The following is a 16063-nucleotide window of genomic DNA, read 5'->3' as shown; positions in this document are numbered from 1 at the left end:
GGGGGTCTCCTTTACTCTCGATTGTCACATTGTTCAAATGGCGCTCCTCGCCAAAACGGCGGAGCGCTAATGTCACTGTTGTTATGCTGATACGCGACGCGGCGATATTACCACAGCGTGCTTGTGGTTGTTACACACTCGTGCTCATTCAGTGAACGCATTGGCACATTTCGATACATTTCGGCGTCGCAGCAGGCTCGGCGCTCTCTACAGTATAGAGAGTAACCAACGCATCGGCGCCAAGGCATGAAGAGGCGCTCAAGGCCTCTTTTCTATCAGTATGTTAACGCAGCGATTTGTTCATTAACCACACAGTCAGCAGGGCATTGATAATCATTTTCAATATCATTTAATTAACTATAATGATCCGACTGCTTACGCGGTGCTCGCCCTTTGCGCCGCCCATACACCACTGGAGATGATGATTATGAGTTATTCACTGCCATCCCTGCCGTACGCTTACGACGCACTGGAACCGCATTTCGACAAGCAGACGATGGAAATCCATCACACCAAACACCATCAGACCTACGTCAACAACGCCAACACCGTGCTGGAAGCCTACCCTGAGCTGGCCAAATACAGCGTTGAAGAGCTGATCCAGGATCTGGATAAAGTGCCTGCCGACAAACGCACTTTCATGCGCAACAACGCCGGCGGCCACGCCAACCACAGCTTCTTCTGGAAAAACCTGAAAACCGGCACCACGCTGGGCGGCGATCTGAAAGCGGCCATCGAGCGCGATTTCGGCAGCGTTGAGAAATTCCAGGAAGAGTTCGAGAAAGCCGCAGCCACCCGCTTCGGTTCCGGTTGGGCCTGGCTGGTGCTGAAAGACGGCAAACTGGCCGTGGTGTCTACCGCTAACCAGGACAGCCCGCTGATGGGCGAAGCCGTCGCCGGCGCTTCCGGTTTCCCAATCATCGGTCTGGACGTGTGGGAACACGCTTACTACCTGAAATATCAGAACAAACGCCCTGACTACATCAAGGCGTTCTGGAACGTGGTCAACTGGGACGAAGCGGCCGCACGCTTCGCCGCGAAGAAGTAATTCGCCCCCATTGATGAAGATGCCCGCCGCAGGCGGGTATTTTTTTGCCTGAAATTCGCTAAAGTTTGACCACTTCTTGCCGATGGTTTGTTCAATTGACGTTCGCCCGGAGAAGGAAAAACGCTATGGCGGCATTGCAAGCATTGGCAGGAAAGTTCACCCATCTCACCGTAGGTAAAAAGCTCGGCCTCGGCTTCGCGCTGTTGCTGCTGTTGGCGGTCGTCATCGCCGGCACCGGGGCGCAATACCTGCACATCATCGAATCCCGCGCCGATCGCATCGACTTCAGCAACCGGCTGAACGAGGAGATCAACCAGGCCAAATACAACCGCGCCATGTACGGCCAGACCTACCAGCCGGAGTATCTGCAGAACAACCGCGCCAATATCGATAACGCCGTCAAACTGATAGACCAGGGCCAGGCGTTGGACTGGGACGCCCAAAGCCGCAAGGATCTGCAGCGTCTGGTGACGCTGATTGGGGAATATCAGCAACAGCAAAAAATCTTTGAGCAGGCGGTCTCGGCGAAAGACGCGGTGCGCCAGAGCTGGAACATGTCGGAAGTGCAGGCCAGCCTGAGCCAGGTGGAGCGCCAGCTCACCAACGGCGATCTGCAGCTGGCCTTCATCCAGCTGAACCAGAAGCTGACCCAGGTGCGCTACGGCGCACGCGGTCTGCTGCTGAGCCTGAACAAGGAAACCGAAGCGCCGCTGATGGCGGCCATTGACGACGCGCGCGACGCGGCCAACGCCTTGAGCCGCCGGGTCAGCGACGCGCAGCGCCCGCAGCTGCAACCGCTGCTGGCCGCCCTGGACGATTACAAAAACCGTATCGCGGCCTACCTGCCGGCCTATGAGCACGAGCAGCAGATCAGTCGGCAGCTCGGTGAACGCGCGCATGAGATCGGCACGCTGGTGAACGCCTTTATGCAGGACGAGCTGGCTCAGACGCGCAGCAACATCAACCTGGCGCAGCTGCAGATGGGCATCACCACCCTGATCGCGATTATCGCCGGAGTGCTTATCGCCTGGCGCATCACGCTGCAGATCACCCGTCCGCTGCAAAGTACGCTGGCGATGGCGGAACGCATCGCCAGCGGCGATCTGCGCCAGGCGCAGACCAGCACCCGCCGCGATGAGTTGGGGCAGTTGCTGAACGCGGTGGCGGCGATGAGCCAAAATCTGCGCACCATGATTGAGAAGATCCAGATGGGGGTCAGCCAGGTCTCCACCGCCTCGGCGGAAATCGCCGCCGGCAACACCGATCTCTCCTCCCGCACCGAACAGCAGGCGGCGGCGGTCGAGGAAACCGCCGCCAGCATGGAACAGCTGACCGCCACGGTGAAACAGAACGCCGACAATGCTCATCACGCCAATCAGCTGGCCACCGACGCCTCGCAGACCGCGCAACAGGGCGGCAAGCTGGTGGAAAACGTGGTCAGCACCATGCGCGATATCTCCAGCAGTTCGCAGCGTATCGCCGAAATTACCACCCTGATCAACGGCATTGCCTTCCAGACCAACATCCTGGCGCTCAACGCCGCGGTGGAAGCGGCACGCGCCGGCGAACAGGGACGCGGCTTCTCGGTGGTCGCCAGCGAAGTGCGCAGCCTGGCGAGCCGCAGCGCCCAGGCGGCGAAGGAGATCGAAGGGCTGATCGCCGAATCGGTCAGCCGGGTGAAAACCGGCACCGAACTGGTGGAAAGCACCGGCAATACCATGGAGCAGATCGTCCGCTCGGTTACCCACGTGCGCGACATCATGGCCGAGATCGCCGCCGCCTCCGATGAACAGACGCGCGGCATCGCCCAGATTGGCCAGGCGATCGTCGAAATGGACCATACCACTCAGCAGAACGCCGCGCTGGTGGAAGAGTCCGCCGCCGCCGCCGATTCGCTGGAAGAGCAGGCCGACATGCTGTTGCAGAGCGTTTCGGTGTTCCGTTTGGCGGAGCAGACCGAACCCGCCGCCGTGAAAGCCGCTGCGCCGAAAGCGCCGGCCGTAAAACCCGCGGCCGCCAACGCCGCAGCGGAAGAGAACTGGACCACCTTCTGACGCCCTCAGGCGAGGAATATCCGTTCCTCGCCCTATCTTTGTGGCAACAGGTGGGTCGCGACTCCCCAATTCAACAAGTTAAAACCAGAGGCGGTCGCATCAAGCATTGCGTAGCCGCAATTGCGATGACCGTATCTGCGGAGGTCCTCCTGCGGGTCGGCCCCTTTAAGCCACCAAATCAGTGCCTGCAGAGCATGGCCGTGCGTAACAACACCAAGCGTTTGATTTTGTCCATCGACAGCCAGATCGGACAGACAAGCCATCAGGCGCCAGGCAACCTCATAAGCATTCTCCCCTCCCGGAGCCGACGCCTCTGCCTTACCGGCAAAGAGGCACTGCGTCGCTTCTGGATAATCGCGCATGGCCTGCGCATAAGATAATCCTTCCAGTCGGCCAAAATCTTGCTCCTGCAAACGCTCATCCATTTGCACAGTGCAGCCACATCTCTCAGCCAACGTCTCCGCTGTCGTAAAAGCCCGACCAGCCGGTGAACTGATCAACAAAGTGACCGATAACATTTGCAAGCGAGCGCCAAGCCCAGCGATTTGACGTCGCCCCTCTTCTGTCAGCGGACTGTCACTTCGCCCCTGAATAATCCCCGAGCGGTTCCATTCTGACTCCGCATGCCTCAATACAATGAAACGCATGGTTTTTTCTCGACGATAAAAGCCTAAATATAGACAGGAAAAACACATCCTTCCGTACAGGTAAATGCCGGGTAGTGTACGAGAACAACTCAGGCTATGCTGAGCCCTCGACGCGAGACACGGAGGCGCACATGCATCACCCAGACGTTTACATCGGCAGCATCCAACCCTATGAAGGCGGGCGCCCCAGCGCCATCGCCAAACGCCAGGTGGATGGCGCCATCCGGCTCACGCCGCTCGGCCTGGAAGGCGACGAACAGGCCGAAAAAAGCTACCACGGCGGGCCGGACCGCGCGCTGTGCCACTACCCGCGCGAGCATTATGCCCACTGGCGCGAGCAGTTTCCGGCGCAGGCCGAGCAATTTTGCGCCCCGGCCTTCGGCGAGAATATCTCCACCGAAGGGCTGACCGAACAAAATGTGTTTATGGGCGACATCTTCCGCTGGGGCGAGGCGCTGATCCAGGTCACCCAGCCGCGCTCGCCGTGCTTCAAGCTCAATTATCACTTCGCCATCGAGGACATTTCGGTGCTGATGCAGCAAAGCGGCCGCTGCGGCTGGCTGTATCGGGTGGTGTCGCCGGGCGCGGTCAGCGGCGATCGTCCTCTGGCGCTGGCGGCGCGCAACAGCGATGTGTCGGTGGCCGAAGCCATCGCCATCGCCTGGCACATGCCGTTCGATGCGGAACAGTATCGCCGCCTGTTGGCGGTGGCCGGCCTCTCCGCCAGCTGGAGCAAGACCATGCTCACGCGGCTCGCCGAAGGGCGCCTTGAGGATTTCAACCGCCGCCTGCTCGGCCATTGAAAGCGCGGGCGGAAAAATGAAAAACGTGCGCCGAATGCCGCGTTAACCCTTTTCTTCCGCCTATACTGTAGCCGCACGTTTTTTCAGCCAGGAGCCAGGTATATGACCACCCCGACCCATTCGATTCATCACGCCGCCGCCGAGGGCTATCAGGCCAATGCCGATCGCTATGTGAAAGGCCGGCCGGATTACCCGCCGGAAATCGCCGCCTGGCTGCGTGACGTCATCGGCCTGCACGCCGGCATGACGGTCATCGATCTCGGCGCCGGTACCGGCAAGTTCACCCCGCGCCTGCTGGAAACCGGCGCGCAGGTGATCGCCGTCGAACCGGTGCCGCAAATGCTGGAAAAACTGTCGGCGGCGCTGCCGCAGGTGAAAACGCTGGCGGGCACCGCCGACGCGATCCCGCTACCGGACGAGTCGGTGGATGCCGTGGTGTGCGCCCAGTCCTTCCACTGGTTCGCCACGCCGCAGGCGCTGGCGGAAATCCAGCGCATTCTCAAGCCCGGCGGCAAACTCGGCCTGGTGTGGAACATGCGCGATGCGCGCGTCGGTTGGGTGCGTAAACTGAATCAGATCGTCGATAGCCACGAAGGCGATGCGCCGCGTTTCTATACCGGCGAATGGCGCAAACTCTTCCCGTTCAAAGGCTTTGAACCGCTGCAGGAGCAGGTGTTTATGCTCGGCCACCGCGGCGCGGTGGAGGACGTGATCTACAACCGCGTGCGTTCAACCAGCTTTATCGCCGCGCTGCCGCAGCCGCAACAGGAGCAGGTTATCGATCGGTTGCGCCAACTGGTGGCGGAAGAAGAGGAACTGCGGGGCAAGGACACGGTCACCGTGCCCTATCAGACCAAGGCGTATTTCACCACCAAGGTCTGACGCCCGGGGATTCAGAACGCTTTCTTGGCGTAGCCGGTGACCGCTTTCAGGCCCATCTCGCGGCCCAGCGCGGTCATCGGGTGCACGACGATCAGCCCGCGCGCGCTTTTCTTCAGCGCGCCCATATCGGCCTGCTCTTTCTTGGTGATCTCGCGGCTGAACGGCAGCTGGCTCAGCTTCTGCGCTTCGGCGCTCAGCTTCTCGCCGCGCACGTTTTTCAGGCGCTCGATCTCCGTCGCCAGTTTCTCTTTCTCTTTGGTGTGCTGCGCGATCAACTCAGGGTTGCCCTGTTGGATCACGGTGGCGTCTTTGTGGTTCAAGGCGTCCAGCAGGTCGCTCAGGCGCTTGATCTCTGCCTTTTCTTTCTCTTTCATGGTCTCTGGCCCGTTGTGCCCAAAATGGCACGCTAATCAATGATACCGGCATTGTAGCAAAAGGCGCGCGCCGTTACCCGTCCTGCGCAATGCCGGGCGGCAGGCCGCTCATCTCGCAGGCCCTGGCGCCGAGCCGAGCCAGCGCCTGGGTGTAGCGCGCGTTGAACGGGTAGCAGCAGGAGAGCCGCAGCGCGTTGCGGTAGCGCCCGCTCGGGGAATAGAGGGTGCCCGGCGTCAAACAGATCTGCTCCTCCAGCAGCTGATGGAACAGCGCCACGCTGTCCACGCCGGGAGGGAATTCGACCCAGAACACGAAGCCGCCCGCCGGCTGCGTGGCCAGCGTGCCGCGCGGGAAATGCCGGGCGATCAGCGCCCTCGCCTCGTCGACCTGCGCCGCATAGCGCTTGCGCAGGTTGCGCAAATGGTGATCGTAGCCGCCGCTCTCCAGGAAGGTCGCCAGCGTTTCCGACAGCAGCTGCGACTCGGACATCGACGACACCGCCTTCAGCTTGCGCAACGCCTCGTGAAAACGGCCGCCGCAGATCCAGCCGACGCGAAAATCCGGCGCCAGCGTTTTGGTGAAGCTGGAGCAAAACAGCACCCAGCCGTCGCGATCGAACGCCTTCACCGCCGGCGACAGCGCGCCGCCAAACTGGATCTCGGCATACAGCCCATCTTCAATCAACGGCACCTGATGATCGTTCATCAACCGCGCCAGCCGCTTTTTCGCCGCCAGCGGCATGGTGCAACCCAGCGGGTTTTGCACCGTCGGCATGGCGATCACCGCATTCAGCCGCTTCTCGTTCAGCAGCAGCTCCAGCGCGTCCAGCGACAGCCCCAGCTGGGGATCGGTAGGGATTTCCAACGCTTTCAGCCCCAGGCTGGCCAGCAGCGGCAGCAGATAAAAGTAGGTCGGCGACTCCAGCCCGACGCAGTCGCCCGGTTTGGTGGTGACGCGCAGCGCCAGCTGCAGCGCCTCCATGCAGCCGTGGGTCAACACCACGTCGCCCGGCTCCAACAGCATGCCGAGCGTCATTGAGCGGCGGGCGATCTGCTGACGCAGCCGCAGGCTGCCGGGCGGCAACGGATATTGTCCGATCAGATCCGGCTGGCGGCGCAGTTGGGAAGACAGCATGCGCCCCAGTTTGCCGCCGGGATAGAAATCGCTGGTCTGCGGGCAGGCCAGCGCAATGTTGGTGAAGGCTGGGTTCTGCTGGGCGGCGAACACCGTATCGATCAACGCCAGCACGTCGTCCGCCGGCGGCTCGATGCGGCCGCTGGGCGCCGAGGCCATCTTCAGCGCCGGCAGCGTGCTGCGGACATAAAACCCCGACTGCGGCCGCGCTTCGATCAGCCCGCGATCCTCCAGCGTGCGGTAAGCAGACACGACGGTATTGATGCTGACGCGATGGGTTTGCGCACAGCGCCGCACCGAAGGCAAGCGGTCGCCGGGCTGTAGCGTGCCGCGGCGAATGGCTTCGGCCAGCGTATCCGCCAGCTGCAGGTAACGGGTATCCGGGGTTTCATCGAGCAAGGTCACAGTTTCTCTCCAGGCAATGGGTACAGTTTACATTTCATACAACTGTAACCATGACAATATCCGATTTGTGATTCTGTCACCATCCCATCGCAGCGATTATGCTGATCCTCTCGTTATTACCGTCATTTTCACGTTCAAGGAACCTGCCATGCTGGACTCCGCCTTTGTCAGCTACGTCACCGTCATGTCGATCACTCCCGGCCCCAACAACCTGCTGCTGGCCTCGTCGGGCGTTAACTTCGGCCTGCGCCGCACCCTGCCGATGCTGTTCGGCATCTGCGTCGGTTGTGCGGTACAGCTGGCGATCATTATCCCGCTGCTGGCGCTGGCGCTGAGCTGGGCCGGCGTCATCCGCCTGCCGCTGGCGGTGATCGGCTGCGCCTATCTGCTGTGGCTGTCATGGAAGCTGTTTCAGGCGGCCTCGCCGGACGCCAAAGAACAGGCGCAGCCGATGAGCCTGCTCAGCGGCGCGCTGTTTCAGGCGGTCAACCCCAAGGCCTGGCTGATGGTGATCAACGTGGCGATCCTGTTCACCCCGCGCGAAGGCGCCACTTTCGTCCATACGCTGTCTATCATCGCCGGTTTCGCGCTGCTGAACTTGCCGTGCGTGCTGCTGTGGGCGGTGTTGGGCGACCGGTTGCGCAACGCGCTGCGGGTCACCTGGAAACTGCGCGCCTTCAACGGCGTGATGTCCGGGCTGATGGCCGCCACCGCGCTGTGGTTGCTGTTCGACGAATGGCGCGCGGCCTTCGCTTAGCCGCGGCCGAGAGGAGAGAGTCGGGAAGGTTGTTTGGCGCCGATGCCGGCGATCAGGTCGGTAATGGACAGCACCATGGTGGAGCGCACCATCTGCTGATAGCGCTGGCGCTGCATGGCGATCAGCGCTTCATCCGCCTCGCCCGGCTGCAGGAAGGTCGGCACCGGCGGCAGCGCGGCCACGCAGTGCAGCTCGCCGAACGGCCCGAGGATTTCGTCGTCGACGAAGCGGTATTCCGAACCGTCGTGGTTCAGCTCTTCGCGCATCGCCATCAGCAGTTCGGCGTCTTCATATTCGTGGCGGGAGATCACCCCCAGCCCGTACATCAGCTTCAGGCGTACCGACAGCTCCCCCAGCGGGCCGCTGCCGGACAATAGCGGTTCGACGGCATATTTCACCGCATAGTCGTCCTTGCGGAATACCTGCACCACCAGCACGTTGAGCGCTTCCGCCAGCAGCTCTACCGCCGCGATCAGGAAGCTGCGCACCGTTTTGCCCGCGTTCAGCTTTTCCAGAACCTGGTTTTCAAATGCCTGTGCTTCTTCCATCGTCGCTTTTCGAAAGGCGTGGGGAGGGCCGTCGATGCCGAACTCGGGTTCCAGGAGCGCAGCAAGCTGCGCTCGGGTGTTCATCATCACGATTCTACTTGTGCATGGCGTTATACACAGCAACGGCCTCTTCTACAACCTCGCTTTCCGCCGGCAGGCCGGAAATTTGCGCCAGCGCGGCTTTCGGCCCGAGCGTGTTCAGCAGTTCCGCCAGTTCCTGCGCCTGCGGATCCTGTTCGCTGCGGTAGCTCATGGCGGCGGCGATGCCCTGGATCAGGTTGGCATGCGGCAGGCCGTATTCCAGCGTGCCCAGCAGCGGTTTGATCAGGCGATCGCCGGCGCTCAGTTTGCGCAGCGGCTGGCGCCCTACGCGCTCGACGTCGTCGTGCAGATACGGATTTTCAAAGCGGCCGAGGATTTTGTTGATGTAGGCGGCATGCTTGTCGGCGTCGAAGCCGTAACGCTTGATCAGCACCGCGCCGCTCTCTTCCATCGCCCCTTTCACCACGCGGCGGATCGCCGGGTCGAGAATGGCGTCGCGAATGGTTTGCAGCCCGGCCCGTTGGCCGAGGTAGGCGGTGATGGCGTGGCCGGTGTTGAGGGTGAACAGCTTGCGCTCGACGAACGCCATCAGGTTGTCGGTCAGTTCCATGCCGGCGATCGCCGGTGGCTGGCCTTTAAACTGCGTCTGATCGACGATCCATTCGCTGAAGGTTTCCACCGTCACTTCCAGCGGATCGCTGCTGTCCGCCGGCGGCACGATGCGGTCGACCGCCGAATCGACAAAGCCGACGTGCTGTTCAACCCATGCCTGCTCGTCCTGCGGCAGCGCGGCGAACACGTGCTGCTTCAGCTGGCTGGTGCCGCGCACCATGTTCTCGCAGGCAATGATGTTCAGCGGCTGCACATTGCCCTGCTGATGGCGCAGCACCAGCCCTTTGGCGATCGTGCCGGCGATTTTGGCGAGAATTTGCGGGCCAACGGCGGTGGTCACCAGATCCGCCTTGGCGATCAGCGCCACCGCCGCCTCGCTGCCGCTGTTGACGGCGCTGACGTTGTTGACGCGCTCCACGCGCTCTTGCTCGCCCACCACGTGCACCGAGTAGCTTTTTCGGCTGTTCAGCAGATCCAGCACCGTTTGATTGACGTCGGCGAAGGTCACCTCAACCCCCGCGTCCGCCAGCAGCTTGCCGATAAAACCACGGCCGATATTCCCTGCGCCAAAATGTAATGCTTTCATAACTCTACCTTCTTAATGTCGAAGGGTGCAGCAAGCTGCACCCTTTAAAATGATTCCGTTATCCGGCTTTTTTGCCGCCGAGCAGGTCCAGCACTTCCTGAACGCTGGTGGTATTCGCCAGCCGCTCGATCACGCTCTCGTCATCCAGCGCGTTGGTCAGGCTGGTGATCACCTGAATATGCTCGTTGTTGCGCGCGGCGATGCCGATCACCAGACGGGCCACTTCATCCTCTTCATCGCCGAAGCGCACGCCCTGTGGGTACTGACAGAACACCACGCCGGTGCGCAGCACCCGGTCCTTGGCCTCGATGGTGCCGTGCGGCACGGCGATCGATTCGCCCAGGTAGGTGGAGGTGAGCTTTTCGCGCTCCAGCATCGCCGGCACGTATTCCGCCTCGACGTAGCCGCCCTTCACCAGCTGCTCGCCGGCGAAGCGGATCGCCTGCTCTTTGTCGCTGGCCTGCAGGTTGAGGAACACGTTGCTCTCGCTCAGCTTGAACAGGTTCGGTTCCCCGGCTTCAAAGCTGTCGTCCAGCGCGCCCAGCACCTTCTGCTGGTTGTCGGTGGTTTTGTTGACCGCCACCAAACGCTCGACCAGATCGCTGTACAGCTTGCTGTCGAGGAAGTTGGTCAGCGAGATGTGCTGGGCCTGCGGCGCGTGGCGCATCGCGCGCTCGGTCAGATCGCGGTGGGTGATCACCAGATCCACGTCGTCCGGCAGGCTGTTGATGGCGCTGTTGGTCACCGAGATGTTCTTCAGCCCGGCGTCGGCCACTTTCTTACGCAGCACCCCGGCGCCCATGGCGCTGGACCCCATGCCCGCATCGCAGGCGACGATGATTTTGCGCACGGTGCTCAGATCGCCGTCGACCGATGCCGGCGCCGCCGCGCCGCCTTTGGACTGCGATTTCATCTCTTGCATGCGACGGGTCGCGGCTTCCAGATCGTCATCCTCTTTCACCTTGGAGGTTTTCAGCAGGAAAGCGGATACCACGAAGGAGACGGCGAAGGCTGCGCATACCGCCGCAATGTTGGCGAAGTAAGCGCCTTTCGGCGTCATCGCCAGCACCGCCAAAATCGAACCCGGGGAAGCCGGAGAAACCAGGCCGCCGTTCAGCATCGTCAGGGTAAAGACGCCGGTCATGCCGCCCAGGATCACCGCCAGCAGCAAGCGTGGGTTCATCAGCACGTAGGGGAAGTAGATTTCGTGGATGCCGCCCAGGAAGTGAATGATCGCCGCACCGCCGGCGGATTGCTTGGCGCTGCCGCGGCCAAAGAACATGTAGGCCATCAGCACGCCCATGCCCGGACCTGGGTTGGCTTCTATCAGGAAGAACACCGATTTGCCGGCTTCCGTGGCCTGCTGAATACCCAGCGGCGAGAAGATGCCGTGGTTGATGGCGTTGTTCAGAAACAGGATTTTCGCCGGTTCAACGAAGATGGAGGCCAGTGGCAGCAGGTTGTTCGTCACCATCACGTGCACGCCCGCGGCCAACAGTTTGGAGAGCACCTCCACCAGCGGCCCGATGCCCAGGAAGGCCAGGATCGCCAGCAACATGCCGATGATGCCGGCGGAGAAGTTGTTCACCAGCATTTCAAAGCCGCTTTTGATCTTGCCGTCCACCCAGCGATCGAAATGCTTGATGGCCCAACCGCCCAGCGGGCCGGCGATCATCGCGCCGAGGAACATCGGCATGTCGGCGCCGACGATGACGCCCATGGTGGTGATGGCGCCGACCACGCCGCCGCGATCGCCGCCCACCAGCCGCCCGCCGGTGTAGCCGATCAGCAGCGGCAGCAGGTAGGTGATCATCGGGCCGACCAGCTTGGCTAAGGTTTCATTCGGCAGCCAGCCGGTTGGAATGAATAGCGCGGTGATAATCCCCCAGGCGATAAAGGCGCCGATGTTGGGCATCACCATGTTGCTGAGGAAGCGGCCAAAGTTTTGCACTTTAACCTTGATGTCTGGTGAAAACATAAAACACACCCCTATTGTTACGCGCTGACAATAGAGCGCGTGATTATTGTTGTGACGATCCAGCCGTGTTGCCGCTGTATGCGAAACGGACTCTATCACGCTGTTTTTGTCACGCGAACTTCACGGATTTTTTGTGATACAAATCACAAACAACACCCCAACAAACCCTCATTTATAGTGATTTAGATCACACTTATGACGTGTAAAAAAAGCACAGTGAGAAAAAAACCGCCTCAAAACCCACAATAAAGTGATATTGGTCACATTTTTGACTTGGCTGTTTGTTTTTGAATTGTGACATTAGTCACAATTTATTTTTAGCTGCTGCGCCGATCGCAACGCTCTGTTTGCTCTTCCCTGTGAGCACTCATCCCGCCGGGAACTAGCGAAGTGATGAATGAAAGAAAACTACATTGCCTAATGAATGGATTAATTGAAGTGTAGTACAGAAGCCTGCGCAATAAGCCAGCAAGCGATTGGAAACGCTGAGGGGAAATAAAACAGGCCGGCAATGCCGGCCTGTTTCGCGCCTGGACGCGTTATTATTGCGTCACGCTTTGAATGGTTTTCTGCGCATTCATCAGGTTCTGCTGCTTAGCCACCAGATTCGACATCATGGTGTTGTATTGCGCCACCTGCTGCGCAGTGCGGAACTGCACGCCGTTGTTGTTGAAGCTGACCTGATTGCCCTGGCTCTGCAGGAAGTCGCCGACCTGCACCAGATCCTGCACAAAGCTGGCGGTAGTCGGGATCGCCGGCATCAAGGCGTTGGCCGGGGCGGTGACGATCTTGTCATAGGCCTGGTTGTACACCGCCTTCAGATCGTCAGGCTGCTTCAGCGCCGCGTGGGCAGTATCCGCCTGCGATTTGGCCGACTGGATCTGCTGGCCCAACAGGTTCAACGCCCCGACCGATTGCTGCAGCGCGTCGCGTTTGTTCAGGTAGTCCTGCGCGGTGCGGATCTGGTTAATCTGATCCAGCGCCGGGGTCAGGCTGGCGCCGACCGACTTGGACAACTGCTGCGAAAAGCCGACCAATATCGCGTAATCACCGGCATAGTTGCCAAACTTCTGTTTCTGGTCTTCGCTCAGCGTGGGGATGTTTGCCCCGCTGCGCATCACGGTATTCTGTAAGTAATCGATAAATGCTTTGCGCTGTTCCGGCTCTTTATCGCCGCAGGCGGTCAATTGCATGACCACCAACAATGCCAATACCGGTGCCAACCAACGCGCGAAACCTCTGCTCTGGATCCCTACCGCCATGTGACATAACTCCTGTTATAAACCTGCTTTTTCATTGGACTCCGCCCCTTTTTCCGCACTCCGTGCGCCTATAAGAATAGATCAACTGGCGGCGTTCCGATACGCGATTCCGCTTGCGGTGAACATTGGCTCGGCCGGAGGCGGTTGAAAACGGCGTACTGCCTGATGCTGGCCGCTATCGTCAAAGCGGCGTCGGCGTGATGAACGGCAATGTTGTGATCCATATGGCTCCACCGGCGGAACGCGTACCGTTGCTAATCCGTCAATTGCTCATCTGGCTGCAACAAACCGACCTGCCACCGCTGATCGGCAGCTGTGTATTTCACTATGAATTCGAATTTATCCATCCCTTTGCCGATGGAAACGGCCGTATGGGACGGTTGTGGCAAACGCTGATTTTGTCACGCTGGGATCCGTTGTTCGCCAACGTGCCGGTTGAGAGTCTGGTACATGATAACCAACCCGGATATTACCAGGCGCTGAATGCCAGCAACCAAAAGACCGATTGCTCACCCTTCGTTGAATTCATGCTGGAAATGATTCTAAAAGCGCTTGAGCTGAGCATTACCCCCCAAGTCACCCCCCAAGTCACCCCCCAAGTCGCTGACTTGCTAGCGGCGCTGCAAGGGGAGATGTCGCGAGAAGCGCTCCAGAATGTTCTACAGTTGCAAGATCGAAAATCTTTCCGCGAGCGCTATCTACAGCCGGCCTTGAATGCGGGTTGGATTGAAATGACGCTACCGGATAAACCCAAGAGCCGTTTACAACGCTATCGCTTGACCGCTGCCGGTATCAGACTGTTACGCCAACCATAAAAAAGGCGCCCGCAGGCGCCTTTTCACAGCAGAGAATCGCTTACTGCAGCACGGAGATATCCGCCACCTGCAGGAACAGCTCACGCAGTTTGCTCAGCAGCGTCAGACGGTTAACGCGCACTTCCGCATCGTCCGCCATCACCATCACGTTGTCGAAGAACGCATCCACCGGCTCACGCAGCGCGGCCAGTTCCACCAGCGCTTCCTGATAGTTGCCCGCCGCGAAGTACGGCTGCAGCTTGTCGCGCAGCACCACCAGGTGAGTCGCCAGCTGGATCTCCGCCGCATCCTTCAGCACCGAGGCGCGCACGCTGTCGTTCAGCGTTTCGCTAGACTTGGCCAGAATGTTGGAGACGCGTTTGTTGGCCGCAGCCAATGCCGCCGCCTCGTCCAGCGTACGGAAATGGGATACCGCCTTGACGCGCGCGTCGAAGTCGGCCGGTTTGGTCGGACGGCGCGCCAGCACCGCCTGAATGGTATCGACCGCGTGGCCTTCTTCCTGATACCAGGCACGGAAACGACCCAGCATGAATTCCACCACGTCGTCGACCACCTTGGCATTGGTCAACTTGCTGCCGTACAGGCGCACGGCCTCTTCGGTCAGAGTCTGCAGATCCAATGGCAGGTTTTTCTCGACGATGATGCGCAACACGCCCAGCGCGGCGCGGCGCAGCGCGAACGGGTCTTTATCGCCCTTCGGATGCTGCCCGATGCCGAAGATGCCGGCCAGGGTGTCCATCTTGTCGGCGATCGCCAGCGAGCAGGCCACCAGCGACTGCGGCAGCGCATCACCGGCGTAGCGCGGCTGATACTGCTCGTTCAGCGCAACGGCGACGTCTTCCGCCTCACCGTCGTGGCGCGCATAGTGCATGCCCATCACGCCCTGGGTGTCGGTGAATTCGAACACCATGTTGGTCATCAGGTCACACTTCGACAACAGGCCAGCACGGGTGGCGTGGTTGACGTCGGCGCCAATCTGGCCGGCAACCCAGCCCGCCAGCGCCTGGATGCGATCGGTTTTGTCGCGCAGGGTGCCCAGCTGCTGTTGGAACAGCACGGTTTCCAGGCGCGGCAGGTTGTCTTCCAGACGTTTTTTGCGGTCGGTGTTGAAGAAGAACTCGGCGTCGGCCAAACGCGGACGCACCACCTTCTCGTTGCCGGAGATGATCTGCTGCGGGTCTTTCGACTCGATGTTGGCCACGAAGATAAAGTTAGGCAGCAGTTTGCCCGCGGCGTCGTACACCGGGAAATACTTCTGGTCGCCCTTCATGGTGTACACCAGCGCTTCCGCCGGCACCGCCAGGAATTTCTCTTCGAATTTGGCGGTCAGCACCACCGGCCATTCCACCAGCGAGGCCACTTCTTCCAGCAGGCTGTCGCTCAGATCGGCCTTGCCGCCGATCTTCTGCGCCGCCAGTTCGGCGTCGCGTTTGATAAGGGCTTTGCGCGCTTCGTAGTCAGCGACCACTTTGCCGCGCTCCAGCAGGATCTGCGGGTATTGGTCGGCATTGTCGAGGGTGAACTCGGCTTCGCCCATGAAGCGGTGGCCGCGCACGGTGCGCGCGGATTCGATGCCCAGCACGGTGCCCGGGATCAGATCGGCGCCCAGCAGCATCGTGACGGTGTGCACCGGACGCACGAACTGCACGTCGGAATCGCCCCAGCGCATCAGTTTCGGGATCGGCAGCTTGCCGAGCGCGGTGCTGACCATGCCGGCCAGCAGTTGTTGCGCCGACTGGCCTTTGACATGGGCGCGGTACATCAACCACTCGCCCTTGTCGGTCACCAGGCGCTCCGCCTGATCGACGGTGATGCCGCAGCCGCGCGCCCAGCCTTCGGCCGCTTTGCTCGGTTTGCCTTCGGCGTCGAACGCCTGAGCGATCGCCGGGCCGCGTTTTTCAATTTCGCGATCGGCCTGCGCCGCGCTCAGGTTGGCCACTTTCAGCGCCAGGCGGCGCGGTGCGGCGAACCAGCTCACGTCACCGTGTTCCAGGCCGGCGTTGTCCAGCTCGGCGGTGAAGTTGGCGGCGAAAGATTCCGCCAGGGAACGAAGAGCCTTCGGCGGCAGCTCTTCCGTGCCGATTTCCACCAGGAAAGTCTGTTGAGTCATGGCTG

Annotated in this window: 14 protein-coding genes; 6 read left to right on the top strand and 8 right to left on the bottom strand. The window is 60.6% G+C overall.

The window, feature by feature from the left end; all coding sequences use genetic code 11:
* The first annotated feature begins 427 nt into the window (after positions 1–427).
* Complete coding sequence (gene sodA / locus SERRSCBI_RS00380; protein WP_004934003.1) at positions 428–1048, top strand: superoxide dismutase [Mn]; 621 nt, start codon at positions 428–430, stop codon at positions 1046–1048.
* Positions 1049–1173: 125 nt separating this feature from the next.
* Positions 1174–3102, top strand: a complete 1929-nt coding sequence (locus tag SERRSCBI_RS00375) for a methyl-accepting chemotaxis protein (RefSeq protein WP_033652301.1) — start codon at positions 1174–1176, stop codon at positions 3100–3102.
* A gap of 32 nt (positions 3103–3134) precedes the next feature.
* On the opposite strand, the gene SERRSCBI_RS00370 is transcribed toward SERRSCBI_RS00375, so the two are convergent.
* Complete coding sequence (locus tag SERRSCBI_RS00370; protein WP_031299772.1) at positions 3135–3749, bottom strand: histidine phosphatase family protein; 615 nt, start codon at positions 3747–3749, stop codon at positions 3135–3137.
* 131 nt (positions 3750–3880) lie between these two features.
* Here SERRSCBI_RS00370 and yiiM point away from each other — a divergent pair, with 131 nt between their 5' ends.
* Both yiiM and SERRSCBI_RS00360 read left to right on the top strand, forming a co-directional pair.
* A complete protein-coding gene (gene yiiM, locus SERRSCBI_RS00365) occupies positions 3881–4552 on the top strand; it encodes a 6-hydroxyaminopurine reductase (RefSeq protein ID WP_042783404.1) in 672 nt (223 codons plus the stop codon).
* A gap of 102 nt (positions 4553–4654) precedes the next feature.
* Positions 4655–5434 (top strand): class I SAM-dependent methyltransferase, encoded by a 780-nt coding sequence (locus tag SERRSCBI_RS00360; RefSeq protein ID WP_033652303.1) that lies wholly within the window; start codon positions 4655–4657, stop codon positions 5432–5434.
* A gap of 11 nt (positions 5435–5445) precedes the next feature.
* Here SERRSCBI_RS00360 and SERRSCBI_RS00355 read toward each other — a convergent pair whose 3' ends face one another.
* Both SERRSCBI_RS00355 and SERRSCBI_RS00350 read right to left on the bottom strand, forming a co-directional pair.
* Positions 5446–5808, bottom strand: coding sequence for a YibL family ribosome-associated protein (locus tag SERRSCBI_RS00355; RefSeq protein WP_021504152.1), 363 nt, complete (start codon positions 5806–5808; stop codon positions 5446–5448).
* Between the two features lie 73 nt (positions 5809–5881).
* Positions 5882–7348, bottom strand: a complete 1467-nt coding sequence (locus SERRSCBI_RS00350; RefSeq protein WP_042783403.1) for a PLP-dependent aminotransferase family protein — start codon at positions 7346–7348, stop codon at positions 5882–5884.
* A gap of 148 nt (positions 7349–7496) precedes the next feature.
* Between SERRSCBI_RS00350 and SERRSCBI_RS00345 the strand changes: the two genes are divergently transcribed.
* On the top strand, positions 7497–8105 hold the full coding sequence (locus SERRSCBI_RS00345; RefSeq protein ID WP_033652305.1) for a LysE family translocator: 609 nt from the start codon (positions 7497–7499) through the stop codon (positions 8103–8105).
* Here SERRSCBI_RS00345 and SERRSCBI_RS00340 read toward each other — a convergent pair.
* From SERRSCBI_RS00340 to SERRSCBI_RS00325, 4 genes are all read right to left on the bottom strand, one after another.
* Positions 8102–8653, bottom strand: coding sequence for an MltR family transcriptional regulator (locus SERRSCBI_RS00340; RefSeq protein ID WP_016929575.1), 552 nt, complete (start codon positions 8651–8653; stop codon positions 8102–8104). The two genes, SERRSCBI_RS00345 and SERRSCBI_RS00340, sit on opposite strands and share 4 nt — an antisense overlap.
* Positions 8654–8747: 94 nt before the next feature.
* Positions 8748–9893 (bottom strand): mannitol-1-phosphate 5-dehydrogenase, encoded by a 1146-nt coding sequence (locus SERRSCBI_RS00335; RefSeq protein ID WP_042783402.1) that lies wholly within the window; start codon positions 9891–9893, stop codon positions 8748–8750.
* Positions 9894–9951: 58 nt separating this feature from the next.
* On the bottom strand, positions 9952–11871 hold the full coding sequence (locus SERRSCBI_RS00330) for a PTS mannitol transporter subunit IICBA (protein WP_042783401.1): 1920 nt from the start codon (positions 11869–11871) through the stop codon (positions 9952–9954).
* A 542-nt stretch (positions 11872–12413) separates the two neighbouring features.
* Positions 12414–13133, bottom strand: coding sequence for a DUF3053 domain-containing protein (locus SERRSCBI_RS00325; RefSeq protein ID WP_025304780.1), 720 nt, complete (start codon positions 13131–13133; stop codon positions 12414–12416).
* 125 nt (positions 13134–13258) lie between these two features.
* Here SERRSCBI_RS00325 and SERRSCBI_RS00320 point away from each other — a divergent pair, with 125 nt between their 5' ends.
* Positions 13259–13948, top strand: a complete 690-nt coding sequence (locus SERRSCBI_RS00320; RefSeq protein ID WP_232230731.1) for a Fic family protein — start codon at positions 13259–13261, stop codon at positions 13946–13948.
* A 40-nt stretch (positions 13949–13988) separates the two neighbouring features.
* Here the strand turns inward: SERRSCBI_RS00320 and glyS are convergent, their stop codons facing one another.
* Positions 13989–16058 carry a glycine--tRNA ligase subunit beta gene (gene glyS, locus SERRSCBI_RS00315; protein ID WP_042783397.1) on the bottom strand — a complete coding sequence of 690 codons (2070 nt, stop codon included), beginning with the start codon at positions 16056–16058 and terminating at the stop codon, positions 13989–13991.
* Positions 16059–16063: the final 5 nt, after the last annotated feature.

Origin of the sequence: Serratia sp. SCBI (assembly GCF_000747565.1) — a bacterium.
In the GTDB taxonomy this organism is placed as follows: Bacteria; Pseudomonadota; Gammaproteobacteria; order Enterobacterales; family Enterobacteriaceae; genus Serratia; species Serratia ureilytica.
Note: the sequence above shows the minus strand (reverse complement) of the source record. Positions and strands in the feature narration are given on the sequence as shown.

Excerpts from the sequence above, each read along its gene's own strand:
- sodA (WP_004934003.1), top strand. The coding sequence starts at position 428 with ATGAGTTATTCACTGCCATCCCTGCCGTACGCTTACGACGCACTGGAA.
- SERRSCBI_RS00375 (WP_033652301.1), top strand. The coding sequence starts at position 1,174 with ATGGCGGCATTGCAAGCATTGGCAGGAAAGTTCACCCATCTCACCGTA.
- SERRSCBI_RS00370 (WP_031299772.1), bottom strand. The coding sequence starts at position 3,749 with ATGCGTTTCATTGTATTGAGGCATGCGGAGTCAGAATGGAACCGCTCG.
- yiiM (WP_042783404.1), top strand. The coding sequence starts at position 3,881 with ATGCATCACCCAGACGTTTACATCGGCAGCATCCAACCCTATGAAGGC.
- SERRSCBI_RS00360 (WP_033652303.1), top strand. The coding sequence starts at position 4,655 with ATGACCACCCCGACCCATTCGATTCATCACGCCGCCGCCGAGGGCTAT.
- SERRSCBI_RS00355 (WP_021504152.1), bottom strand. The coding sequence starts at position 5,808 with ATGAAAGAGAAAGAAAAGGCAGAGATCAAGCGCCTGAGCGACCTGCTG.
- SERRSCBI_RS00345 (WP_033652305.1), top strand. The coding sequence starts at position 7,497 with ATGCTGGACTCCGCCTTTGTCAGCTACGTCACCGTCATGTCGATCACT.
- SERRSCBI_RS00340 (WP_016929575.1), bottom strand. The coding sequence starts at position 8,653 with ATGGAAGAAGCACAGGCATTTGAAAACCAGGTTCTGGAAAAGCTGAAC.
- SERRSCBI_RS00335 (WP_042783402.1), bottom strand. The coding sequence starts at position 9,893 with ATGAAAGCATTACATTTTGGCGCAGGGAATATCGGCCGTGGTTTTATC.
- SERRSCBI_RS00330 (WP_042783401.1), bottom strand. The coding sequence starts at position 11,871 with ATGTTTTCACCAGACATCAAGGTTAAAGTGCAAAACTTTGGCCGCTTC.
- SERRSCBI_RS00325 (WP_025304780.1), bottom strand. The coding sequence starts at position 13,133 with ATGGCGGTAGGGATCCAGAGCAGAGGTTTCGCGCGTTGGTTGGCACCG.
- glyS (WP_042783397.1), bottom strand. The coding sequence starts at position 16,058 with ATGACTCAACAGACTTTCCTGGTGGAAATCGGCACGGAAGAGCTGCCG.